Origin of the sequence: Streptomyces sp. NBC_01429, assembly GCF_036231945.1 — a bacterium.
Lineage (GTDB): Bacteria > Actinomycetota > Actinomycetes > Streptomycetales > Streptomycetaceae > Streptomyces.
The window spans coordinates 7,638,773-7,649,960 of the sequence record NZ_CP109599.1 but is presented as its reverse complement, the minus strand read 5'-3'; the positions used below and the strand labels follow the sequence as shown (position 1 = coordinate 7,649,960).

At 72.2% G+C, this 11,188-nt stretch carries 8 protein-coding genes; 6 read left to right on the top strand and 2 right to left on the bottom strand.

The annotated features are described in order from the left end of the window. Positions 1 to 303: 303 nt before the first annotated feature. On the bottom strand, positions 304 to 1,344 hold the full coding sequence (locus OG627_RS33745) for a GDP-mannose 4,6-dehydratase (protein ID WP_329071713.1): 1,041 nt from the start codon (positions 1,342 to 1,344) through the stop codon (positions 304 to 306). Between the two features lie 275 nt (positions 1,345 to 1,619). On the opposite strand from OG627_RS33745, the gene OG627_RS33740 reads away from it, so the two are divergent. From OG627_RS33740 to OG627_RS33730, 3 genes are all read left to right on the top strand, one after another. Continuing rightward, positions 1,620 to 2,396, top strand: coding sequence for an aminotransferase class IV family protein (locus OG627_RS33740; RefSeq protein WP_329073177.1), 777 nt, complete (start codon positions 1,620 to 1,622; stop codon positions 2,394 to 2,396). Positions 2,397 to 2,571: 175 nt separating this feature from the next. Beyond that, positions 2,572 to 3,066, top strand: a complete 495-nt coding sequence (locus OG627_RS33735; RefSeq protein WP_329071712.1) for a hypothetical protein — start codon at positions 2,572 to 2,574, stop codon at positions 3,064 to 3,066. A gap of 55 nt (positions 3,067 to 3,121) precedes the next feature. After that, the gene (locus OG627_RS33730; protein ID WP_329071711.1) at positions 3,122 to 3,712 is read left to right on the top strand and encodes a helix-turn-helix domain-containing protein; all 591 of its coding nucleotides are present in this window, start codon (positions 3,122 to 3,124) and stop codon (positions 3,710 to 3,712) included. A gap of 12 nt (positions 3,713 to 3,724) precedes the next feature. Here OG627_RS33730 and OG627_RS33725 read toward each other — a convergent pair whose 3' ends face one another. Next, positions 3,725 to 4,744 (bottom strand): SMP-30/gluconolactonase/LRE family protein, encoded by a 1,020-nt coding sequence (locus tag OG627_RS33725; RefSeq protein WP_329071709.1) that lies wholly within the window; start codon positions 4,742 to 4,744, stop codon positions 3,725 to 3,727. A gap of 225 nt (positions 4,745 to 4,969) precedes the next feature. Between OG627_RS33725 and OG627_RS33720 the strand changes: the two genes are divergently transcribed. From OG627_RS33720 to OG627_RS33710, 3 genes are all read left to right on the top strand, one after another. Continuing rightward, positions 4,970 to 6,784, top strand: a complete 1,815-nt coding sequence (locus tag OG627_RS33720) for a flavin-containing monooxygenase (RefSeq protein ID WP_329071707.1) — start codon at positions 4,970 to 4,972, stop codon at positions 6,782 to 6,784. An 823-nt stretch (positions 6,785 to 7,607) separates the two neighbouring features. Continuing rightward, positions 7,608 to 9,158 (top strand): MFS transporter, encoded by a 1,551-nt coding sequence (locus tag OG627_RS33715; RefSeq protein ID WP_329071705.1) that lies wholly within the window; start codon positions 7,608 to 7,610, stop codon positions 9,156 to 9,158. Next, complete coding sequence (locus OG627_RS33710) at positions 9,155 to 11,179, top strand: alpha/beta hydrolase family protein (protein ID WP_329071703.1); 2,025 nt, start codon at positions 9,155 to 9,157, stop codon at positions 11,177 to 11,179. Before OG627_RS33715 ends, OG627_RS33710 begins: the two co-directional genes overlap by 4 nt. Positions 11,180 to 11,188 lie beyond the last annotated feature (9 nt).

Sequence of the window (11,188 nt, the reverse complement as noted above, 5' to 3'; positions counted from 1 at the left end):
CTTCAACGCAACCATTCTCAAGACCGGCGGACAGCGGAGGAGTTCGATATACGCATCCGGCACTCGGGATGGCTTTCCACAGCGCCTGACGCGTCGGGCGTGCCCCGCACGGGGCACCGCCGGCCCTCCCGCACGCCACACGGGCCCAGTCTCGACGGACTCGTCAGGGAAAATCCCTAGACTCGGCCCGGCCAACCGGCGGCGGGAGGGGGACGCGTTGCCCTGTCCGGTGTCCGTGCCGCCCGGCCCGGGAGCGTTGCTCCCGGGCCGGGCGGAGTGGGGCGGACAGGGCCCGGGGCTGGGCTACCAGCCGCCGGCGGTGAGCAGTTGACCGTATTCCCGCTCGCGGTCCGCCTGGCGGAGGTCGGACTCCACCATCATCCGCATGAGTTCCGGGAACTCGACCAGGGGCTTCCAGCCGAGGTTCTCATGGGCGTTGCCGTAGTCGGCGCAGAGCGTCTCCACCTCGGCGGGCCTGACCAGGGCCTCGTCGACCACGACGTACTTCTCCCAGTCCAGGCCCACGGTCTCGAAGGCGATCCTGGCCGCGTCACGGACCGAGTGCATCCTGCCGGTCCCCACCACGTAGTCGCCGGGAGTGTCCTGCTGGAGCATCAGGTGCATGGCACGGACATAGTCGCCCGCGAAGCCCCAGTCACGCACCGCGTCGAGGTTGCCGAGGTACAGCTTCTCCTGGAGGCCCAGCTTGATCTGGGCGACCGCGAGGGAGATCTTCCTGGTCACGAACTCGGCGCCGCGGCGCGGTGATTCGTGGTTGAACAGGATCCCCGACACTCCGTACATCCCGAAGGACTCACGGTAGTTCTGCGTGATGTAGTGCCCGTAGGTCTTCGCGACACCGTAGGGACTGCGCGGGTGGAAGGACGTCCGCTCGGTCTGCGGGGTCTCCGCCACCTTGCCGAACATCTCCGACGACGACGCCTGGTAGAACCGGATCTGTCCGGACGCCCCGCCGTTGCCGCCATTGGACCGGCCGAGGCCGCTCACCATCCTGATGGCCTCCAGCATCCGCAGGACACCGGTGCCGTTGACCTCGGTGACGAGTTCGGCCTGCTGCCAGGACATCGGAACGAACGAGATCGCCCCGAGGTTGTAGACCTCGTCGGGCTGGACGAGGTCGACGGCCGACACCAGGCTGGCCTGGTCCATCAGGTCGCCGTCCACGAACGACAGCTCGGGGATCAGCGCACCGATCCGCTGCTTACGTGGGTTGGCCTGGCCCCTGGTCAGACCCCAGACCTGGTAGCCCTCGGCAAGCAGGTGTTCGGCCAGATAGGAGCCGTCCTGCCCGGTGACTCCGGTTATCAGCGCACGCTTGGACATCCAGACCCCTTGATTCACTGCGACGGACGATGACCAGTGAGGGACGACAGTCCTCACCCAGTGCTCGGCGGTTTTACCGAACCACATTTGAGCTAAGGAATTTCCGAGACTTCGGCCGGAGGTGGCGGCGCCGCGCGACGCGCGGACGACAGTGCGGATCCGGCCGTATCCAGCCCCCGGAGCCCCACGGGCGGCGCGGTGCGCGGGCGCCACCGTCTCGGGGCGTGGGCGCCACCGTCGTGGGGCGCGGGTGACCTGTCACACTGTCGCGCGTGATGGAACTGAACGGACAGCCCGTCGATCCCGACGCCGTGCGGGCCCTGGCGCTCACCAATTACGGACACTTCACGTCGATGCGCGTGGAGGACGGGCGGGTACGGGGCCTCGCCCTGCACCTGGAGCGCCTCGCACGCGACTGCCGCGCCGTGTTCGGAACGCGGCTGGACACGGACCGGGTCCGCGCGTACCTGCGCGGAGCCGTCGACGGCAGGGCCGGTTCCTTCGTGGTCCGTATGAGCGTCTTCGACCCGTCGCTCGACATCGGGCGGCCCTCGGCCGCCGCCGCACCACAGGTGCTGGTCACCTCGCGCCCCGCCGGCTCGCTGCCCCTGCCGCCGATGAGAGTCATGTCGGTGCCCTACGTGAGGGACGCGGCCGAGATCAAACACACGGGGCTGTTCGGCGCCCTGCACGCCAGGCGGACCGCGCAGCTCGCGGGGTACGACGACGCCCTCTTCCACGGCCCCGGTGGCCAGGTGTCGGAGGGCGGAACGTGGAACGTGGGTTTCGTGGACGCGCGGGGAGGCGTCGTGTGGCCCCGGGGCGATGTGCTGCCCGGTGTGACCATGACGCTGCTCCAGCGGCGGAACGAGCACACCGTACGCGAGGTGCCGATCGCGGAGGCGCGCGGAATGCGGGCGGCGTTCGCGACCAACACGAGCGTCGGCGTCCGCGCGCTGGCGGCCGTCGACGGCACCGAGCTGTCCACGGACGACCCGGTCCTGGCCGCGCTGCGCGCCGGCTATCTCGACCTGCCGGGCGATCCCGTATGAGCCCGGTGCGGACGGTGCCCGACGGGGGCGGCGGATCACCGACCGGGACATACGGAACAGGACAGGCACCGGTACCGCTCTCCGCTGTCGCGGTGGTCTCCGGTCTTGCCCCGGTGGCTCAAAGTGACACTCACACTCCGCGCAACGTGGAGCCGATGTCGCGCGTCTTTGTTACATGAACGATTTCATTCCACTTGGTGTCTCTTTCGCGACCCCACACGATCTCGGCTCCGCTCGGGCCTACACAGCCTTCTGCCGGGCGGCGGCGGTCACGCCCCGGCCGGCCGGCTACGGGCTCGTGCTGGGTCAGGACCTGAGCGGCCGCAGATACACCTACCTGGTCGACGACCTCGCCTACGTACGGTCATTAGAGGAGACCGGCCCGGAGAATCTGACCGAGGCGGCGCTGCACGACATGCGCGACCTGCGACGTGACGGCTGGCCCGATGAATGGGAGCTGCCCGCCGGTTCCTCCCCCTCCCCCGACGAGGGAGCCGTGCCGGACGGCGTCGGGGCGACCACCTACCCGCCCGGGTGTGTCCGCGCGCGCGGACAGGGCCCGCATCCGGTGGGAGCCGCCTACGACGGCCGGTGCGACGGGTGCGACGCCGAGTTCACCACGGCGCCGGGGGCGGTGTGTACGGCCATGGCCGCGGGCCGGCCGTCGTAGTACCGGGCGGCCGGGCGGCCGCCTCGCCCCGCACACCGGCCGGTACCCTTCCGGGGTGACGCACCATCCCGTACCGGACGAGCGGCGGCCCGCGAACGACGGCCCCAAGGCCGCTGCCCGCAACCGGGCCGCTCTGGTCGCCGCCGCCCGGGAGATCTACGCACAGCACGGTCTGGACGCTCCGCTCTCCGCGATCGCCCGTCGGGCCGGGGTCGGGCAGGGCGTTCTGTACCGGCACTTTCCGGACCGGGACGCCGTGGCGGCCGCGGTTCTGGAGGAGAACGTACGGCAGGTCGAGCAGGCGGCCACCGCCGGGAACGCCGATTTCACCGGCGTTCTCGGCGTGCTGACCTGGCATCTGACGGAGTCGGCGGCCTTCATCGGCCTCTTGCACGCCGACGGGGCGGCCGGGCACGCCGGCACCCTCGCGTACGCCTTGGCGCTGTCCGAGCGAGTCGAGGTGGCCCTGCGGGGTCATCTGCCGGACGGCCACGGGCTGGCGGCGGCGAACGACCTCATGCTCGCCGTCGCCATGGTCTCCGGCGCCGTCATCGGCCCCACGCGCGAGGAGCGGGAACGCCGGGCGCTGGGGGCCTGGCGGCTGCTCGGAGTCGCGGTGGGCCCGGTGCGGCCCTTCGAAGGGTGAGGCGGGGAGATATCAGCCGCCGTTGGACTGCCGGATCCCCTTCGCCAGCGCGTCGAAGGTGTACAGGTAGCCCCCCGCGGGCCCGCTGACGGTCATGTACGCCTTGGTCCCGCCGGGCGTGATCGCCACGTTCGTCGCCGACTCCAGGCCCTCGGTGCGGCGGGGGAGTTCAATGGTCGCCAGGCGCTCACCGTGCTTGTCGTACACGAGCATCGCCGCCCGGCCGTGCAGCGCCTGGTAGATGTTGCCGTCCGCGTCCACCGCGATCGAGTCGGTCTGGGCGATACCGGCGTCGACGCGGATGGCGGTGTGCCGGGACGTCACCTCGCCGTTGCCGTCGAGGCGCAGGTAGGAGATCCGGTTCTGGGTCAGCTCGCTGATCCACAGCCCGCGGTAGTCCACGTCGAACGAGATTCCGTTCGTCGCGGCCAAGTCGTCGGCCAGGACGGTGGCCTTCTCGCCTTCGCGGTCGATCCGCACCACGCGGCCCTGGTCCTTGCCCTCGGTCAGGCCGCGTGAGTCGCTGACGTACAGGTTGCCGTCCTGGTCGAAGGCGATGTCGTCCGGGTTCATCGGCGCCCCGTCGACATCGCCGGAGAAGAAGGTCCGCGGATCGCCGCCGTCCGGGGCGAGGCTCACGATCTCGCCGTGGGCGAAGTCGGACAGGTAGACGCGTCCGTCGTGCGGGCTGAACTGCGCGGAGGTGTAGGCCCCCCGCCCGTCGGTGTGGACCGCACGCGACGTCTTCTTCCTGACGTCGACGCGTATCACCTTCGGCTTGCCCTCGGGCGCGGTGACGTCGACGACGAGCAGGCTGCCGTCCTTGGCGAAGGTCGGGCCCTCCAGCAGGGTCATCCCGGTCTCCTGGTGCACCTTCGTGAGCCGCATGACCTTCTGGGCGGTGATGGACCTGCCCGTGCCGGCGGAGGCCGCCTTGTCGCCGGGGCTGCCCGTGTCCGTACCGCATCCGGTGAGCGCCACTGTGCTGATCGTGGCGAGCACGGCAAGGGATCGGACGGGGAGTCGTCGCATGGGGGGGTCACTCTTCCTGTCTGCGGATGCGGCTGGGCGGGCGCGGGTACGGACGCGCGGCTGTCCGGAAGGCTCAGCGCAAGGGGCCGAGCACGCCCGGACCGGATGCCACGACGCACCCGCACTCCAACCGGACACCATTGTCCGGTAGTTGCTACGGTAGCGGAAAGCCGCTCTTCCGGGGCGGCCGGCATGCCAGCGGACCAACTGGATTGAGGCCCCCACATGACCACCCCTCAAGCACCGACCCCCGACGAACTCGCCGCGCTGCGGCAGCGTTACCGGCTCGAACGTGAGCGGCGGGTACGGCCCGACGGAGCCCGCCAGTACCAGCCCACCGAAGCGGAGTTCGGCTACTACGCCGCCGATCCGTACGCGGCCGGGCCGACCGACCGCGAGCCGCTGGAGGACACCGTCGACGTCGCCGTGATCGGTGGCGGATTCGGCGGCATCCTCGCCGGGGCGCGGCTGCGGCAGCAGGGCGTGGAGCGCGTCCGGATCGTCGAGATCGGCGGCGACTTCGGGGGCACCTGGTACTGGAACCGGTACCCGGGCATCCACTGCGACATCGAGTCGCACGTCTATCTGCCGCTGCTCGACGAGACGGGATACGTGCCGGAGTGGAAGTACGCTCCCGGCGACGAGATCCGCCGCCACGCGGTACGGATCGCGCAGCGGTTCAACCTCTACCCCGATGCCCTGTTCTCCACCGCGGTCACCTCGCTGACCTGGGAGGAGGCATCCGAGACCTGGATCGTGGCCACCGACCGCGGCGACGCGTTCCGGGCCACGTACGTCGTCACCGCCACCGGCACCCTCTCCGAGCCGAAGCTGCCCGGGATACCCGGCATCGAGGACTTCAAGGGCCACACCTTCCACACGTCACGGTGGGACTACGCCTACACCGGCGGCACCCCGGACGGCGGCATGGCCGGCCTCTCGCGCAAGCGGGTGGGCGTGGTCGGCACGGGCGCCACCGGCATCCAGGTCATTCCGGCGCTGGCCGAGGACGCCGGACACGTCTACGTCTTCCAGCGCACCCCCTCCACCGTGGACGTACGCGCCAACCGCCGCACCACCGCCGAGGACGTCGGCGCCGACCACGAGGGCTGGGCGGGCGAGCGCCGCGAGAACTATCTCCGCATCGTCTCCGGCGAGACAGTCGAAGAGGATCTCGTGGCGGACCAGTGGACGGCGTCGGCCGGCCTCCTGGAGAAGCTCCTGCCGAGCTTCCGCCGCCAAGGGGACCGCAAGACCTTCGAGGCCGCCTACGAAACCGCCGACGCCGTCAAGATGAACGAGCTGCGCGACCGCGTCGAGCAGTCCGTCACCGACTCCGACACGGCCGAGAAGCTCAAGCCCTGGTACCGGTACGCCTGCAAGCGCCCCACCTTCTCCGACAAGTACTACCCGGCTTTCAACCGCGCCAACGTCACCCTGGTCGACACCGCGGACACCCACGGCATCGAGCGCATCACCGAACACGGCGTCGTGGTCGGCGACACCACATACGAGATCGACTGCCTGATCTTCGCCACGGGATTCTCCGTCGGCACCTCCGGCATCCACTCCGGTAAGCTCCCCGTTCACGGCCGGGACGGCACCCAACTGCTGCACGCCTGGGCGCGGCAGGGCCCGCGCAGTCTGCACGGCTTCACCAGCAACGGCTTCCCGAACCTGATCCAGATGGGCCCCCTGCAGAACGCCAGCAGCGTCAACTACACGCACATCCTGGACGAGCAGGCCGTCCACGCCGCCGCCCTCGTCGCGGCCGCCGAGGCCAAGGACGCCCTCGTCGAACCGTCCCGCGAGGGCGAGGACGCCTGGCTCGCCGTCCTGGCCGAGGACGCCCCCGACCACGAGTGGTTCCACGCCGAGTGCACCCCGGGCTACTACAACCGCGAGGGGGGCGGCCGTCCGAACGGCCCGACCGCCTACCCGCACGGCGCGTTCGCCTTCCACGAACTCCTGAAGCGATGGCGCGAGGAGTCCATCGGCGAGGTCCTCCTCCGGACCAGGACTCCCGCCCGGTCCTCGTAGAACTCCGCTGCCGGTCCGCAGCGGCGACGACACAGAACGCCCTTCGCCAACGGACAGCTGCCGCGCGGCGACAACGGTGTCGGCGTGCGCCTTGCCTCTCGTACGTTTCCGGCCAATAACTTGAGCCGTTCTCGTCGGTCCGGCGATATCCGGGGAGTGGGATTCCGGATATCGCGCGGGCCCGCGCGCTTCCGTCGGAGTCCTCTCCTCCTGTGGGGTACGCGGCGTACGGCGCCTGGGCGGCGGGGGTCGCGTTCGCCACCGGGAAGGCCGCGTACGCCGTCGGCGGCGGGCGTGGCGGTCGTGTCCGGCGGCCGCGGCGGGGCGTCGTGGCGTGTGGTGCGGCCGGGCCGGCCGGCGGCGTCCCGTCCCGTTTCCCGCGCAGTTCAGCTACCGTCCTCCGCACGGAATGCCGCATTCCGCCTTATGTCCGGCATGGTCGGCGACGACCCACACAGGGCTCCGCCCACCCGGAAGACTCATTCGGCGCCGCGAACGCCAAAGCGAAGCATGAACCCCGGGCGGCAGGGTGGCACCGCCCGAATTCGCCACCCCCGGCGCGGTGATCGCGGATGGCGGGCGCGGTAAGAGCCGCTCGCCCCGATGCCGCTATACCGGGGCCCCGGCGCGTCCCACGGCGCCCGTGTGGAATCGAACCAGCCCTCGTTCGGGCGTCCTTGTCCTCCGCGGCGGCACGTGGTTAAGCTCCCGAACGTTTCAATTCCTGCACCTTTTCTACGCATCTTCGTCAAGTGTGGCGCTATTTCGCATGCGCTCTCGCATGCGACTTCGAGTGTGACGGCGGCAATGGGAGGGGCTGCGCATGGGATCTTCTGCTCCCGAAACAGGGGCGTCGCGCGTCCGGGCCGCTTCGACTCCGCCGGTCCCGGTCAAGGGCACCGAGCCCGCCGAGCCCGCCACCCGCGACGTGCGGCTCCTCTGGTGCGCGAACGCCGCCGACTCCCTGGGCAGTCAGGCGTCCGGGGTCGTCCTGCCGCTGCTGCTCCTCGGGCTCGGCTACTCGCCGGCGGTGGTGGGGCTGGTCGCGGGGGTGTCCACGGCGACCGGGCTGGTGCTCGGCCCGCTCGTCGCCGTACCCGCCGACCGTGGCGCGCGCAAGCGGGTGATGTTCTGGTCGGCGGTGGTCTCGGCGCTCGCGATGGGCTCCGTGGCCGTGACCCTGGCCGTCGCGGAGGGACGGCCCTCACTGGTCCATCTGCTCGCCGCCGTACTCGTGGAACGTACCGCCACCGCCTGCTACGAGGCGGCGGCCCGCGGCACGGTGGCGCTGATCGCCACGGCCGGGAACCTCCCGCGCGTGGTGGCCGGGCTGGAGGCGGGCGACCGGGGTGCCCTGGTCGCGGGACCCGCTCTGGGCGGCATGCTGTACCAGGCGTCGCGGGCGCTGCCCTTCGTGCTGGACGCCGTCTCGTACGCCGTCACGGCCGTGTGCGTCCGGGCCATGCGCTCGGATCTGCGGGCCGACCGGACCGACAGCGCGGACGCGGTGGACACGGTGGACATGACGGACCGGGCGGACGCGGCGGTCCCGGCCGTCTCCGACGGCGCGTCGGGGACGGCCGCGAGCGCGGCGCAGGACGGTCCCGTGCCGCGGCCCGCGCCACAAACCGTGCCACATCCCATGCCACAGCCCGCGCCTCGCTCCGCACGCGGCGCCTGGTCCGCGCTGGCCGCCGAGGCGGGCGCCGGAGTCCGGCTCGTCCGGGCAACGCCGCTGCTGCGGCTGGTACTCGTGTGGACCACCACCGTCAACGGCGTACTGGCCGCGCTGTACTACGACGCCGTCTTCACCTTGCAGGCGAGCGGCCACGGCGGCACACCCATGGGTCTGGTCCTGGCACTGTCCGGCGCCGCCGGACTCGCCGGTTCGCTCGCCGCGCCCCGGCTGGTGCGCGGACTCAGCCCCGTGCGGGCGGTCGTGACGGTGACCTGGCTCATGATCCCGCTCGCCGCCGCGCTCGCGACGGCCGGGGCGCCGTGGTCGTACGGGGCGCTGTTCGGCGGGTTCTGCCTGATCATGCCGCTGGCCACGGTGATCCTCCAGGCCCGGGCCATCCAGGGGACACCGCCCGGACTCCAGGCCCGCGCGGGCTCCGTGCTCGCCGCCGCCGCCGGTGGAGCCGCCGCCATGGCGCCCGCGCTCGCCGGGCTCCTGACGGCTCACGCGGGGGCCGCCGTACCCGCGCTCGCCGCCGCCGGGGTGCTGGTCCTGCTCGCTCTGCACACGACCCTCGGCGCGCGACGCGTACTGGCGCCGGGCGTGCCGGCGACGGCGCCGGACGCACCGCCCGTGAGTACCCCGCCGAAGGCCACAGCGGCGGGGGACGTTCCGGCGAGGGGGCGAGGCGTGTGACCGGCTCCCGCTACCAGGTCTACCTCGCCGCGCTGCCCGAGGTCTGCGCCGCCGATCCGGCGCTGATGGCGTTCACCGCCGACGCGAACGGCCGGTGCGAGGTGTTCGCCTGGGACGCCGGGACCGGGCGCGCCCGGCAGGTCACCGACCGGCCGCGGGGCACGCTGCACGGAACGATCGACCGGGACGCGAACGTGTGGTGGTTCGACGAGGACGCGCACGGCGTGGGGCTCTGGCGGTTCCAGCCCTTCCCCGGCGGCCCCGACCTCCCCGGGCTGACCGGCGTCCCCCCGGGCACCCCGCGCGGCCTGGCCGTGAGCGACGACGGGATCGTCGCCATGGGACTGGGTGACGGCCGGACCACCACCGTCCACCTGGGCCGGCGCGGCGCCTCCGCACGCGAGGTGACGCGCGTCGACCGGCACGCCACGCTGTCCGGGATCACCGCCGAGGCCGGTCTGCTCGCGATCAGCGGACCCGCCGGTTCCGCGCACGCCGTGACCGTCCTGGCCGCGGACGGCACACCGCGCGCCGTGCTCTCCGGCTCCGGGGAACACGGCAGACTCTGGTCGCTCGGCTTCGCGCCCACCGCCGGACGTGACGAACTGCTGCTGGTGCGCGAGGACGACGACCGCTATCTGCTGGCCAGTTGGCGGCCGGAGACCGGGATCCGTACGTACCCGTGGTGCGCGTTCGACAGTGAGATCACCGCCCGCTGGTACCCGGACGGGGACGAGGACGAGGGGCGTACCGTCCTCATCCGCGAGGACCGCCACGGCCGCAGCACCCTGTACCGGGCCCGCCTGGACACCGGCACCCTCACGCGCGTGCCGACTCCGCCCGGCAGTCTGCTGGACGCGGCGCCGCGAGCCGGTGGCGATGTGCACTACCTGTGGACGGACACGGCCCATCCGCCGCGCATGTACTCCACGGCCGGTACCGCGCTGCCGGCCCTCGGCACCCTGCCGGGGCGCGTACCGGGCGACCACCGCGATCTGTGGACGCCGACCCCGGACGGCCCCGTGCACACCTGGCTCAGCCTCCCCGAGGGCGACGGCCTGCCGCAGGGGCCCGAACTCCCGCAGGGCGAAGCCTCCGAGGACCGGGGAACTAGAGGCCACGCGGCCAGGGGCCGGGATGCCAGGGGCCGGGCGACCATGGGGCGGGGCGCGCCGCCGCCCGTCGTCCTCCTCGTACACGGCGGTCCCGCCGATCACGACCGCGACGCCTACGACGGTGTCGTGCACTCGCTCGTGGCCTCGGGCTTCGCCGTCGCACGCGTCAACTACCGCGGCTCCACCGGCTACGGCCCCCGCTGGCGCCGGGCCTTCGGCGCGGGCGTGGGGCTCACACAGGTCGAGGACCTGGTGGCGGTGCGCGCCGATCTGATCGGGCGCGGGCTGGCGCGCCCGGACGCCGTCGGACTGTGGGGCACCTCGTGGGGCGGCTTCCTGGCGCTGCTGGCCCTCGGCACCCGCCCCGGACTGTGGCAGGCGGGCGTCGCCGTCAAGCCCGTCGCCGACGGCGTCGCCGCCTACCGCACCACCACGTCCGCGCTGCGTGCCCTGGACGAGCGCCTGTACGGAGGCACACCCGACGACGTGCCCGAGGTGTACGCCCGCAGCTCGCCGATCCAGTACGCCTCGCGCGTGCGGGCACCGCTGCTGGTCGTGGCCGCCACCCGGGACGCCAAGTGCCCGCCCGGCCAGGTGCGCGGCTATCTCGCCGCGCTGCGTGCCGCCGGAGCCCGCCACGAGTCGATGTGGCTCGACAGCGGGCACGACGGCTACGAGGGCGGCGACCACGTCGCCGTACTGCGCCGTGCCGTGGTCTTCCTCGACCGCGAGCTGCGCGGCGGGCAGGGCCCGCACCGCGCCCCCAAGACGCCCCCCGCCGACCGGAGGGGGGATTCCGGCCGCGTCAGTACCACGGCGGCGGCCGGGACAGGTATCGCCGAACACACCGAGAGGAGAACCGCCCATGCAGAAGGACATCATCCACAACGACCCGCTCGAGGGTGACGAGGAGAA

Coding starts and splice junctions, on each gene's coding strand:
- OG627_RS33745 (WP_329071713.1), bottom strand. CDS start 1,344: ATGTCCAAGCGTGCGCTGATAACCGGAGTCACCGGGCAGGACGGCTCC.
- OG627_RS33740 (WP_329073177.1), top strand. CDS start 1,620: ATGGAACTGAACGGACAGCCCGTCGATCCCGACGCCGTGCGGGCCCTG.
- OG627_RS33735 (WP_329071712.1), top strand. CDS start 2,572: ATGAACGATTTCATTCCACTTGGTGTCTCTTTCGCGACCCCACACGAT.
- OG627_RS33725 (WP_329071709.1), bottom strand. CDS start 4,744: ATGCGACGACTCCCCGTCCGATCCCTTGCCGTGCTCGCCACGATCAGC.
- OG627_RS33720 (WP_329071707.1), top strand. CDS start 4,970: ATGACCACCCCTCAAGCACCGACCCCCGACGAACTCGCCGCGCTGCGG.
- OG627_RS33715 (WP_329071705.1), top strand. CDS start 7,608: ATGGGATCTTCTGCTCCCGAAACAGGGGCGTCGCGCGTCCGGGCCGCT.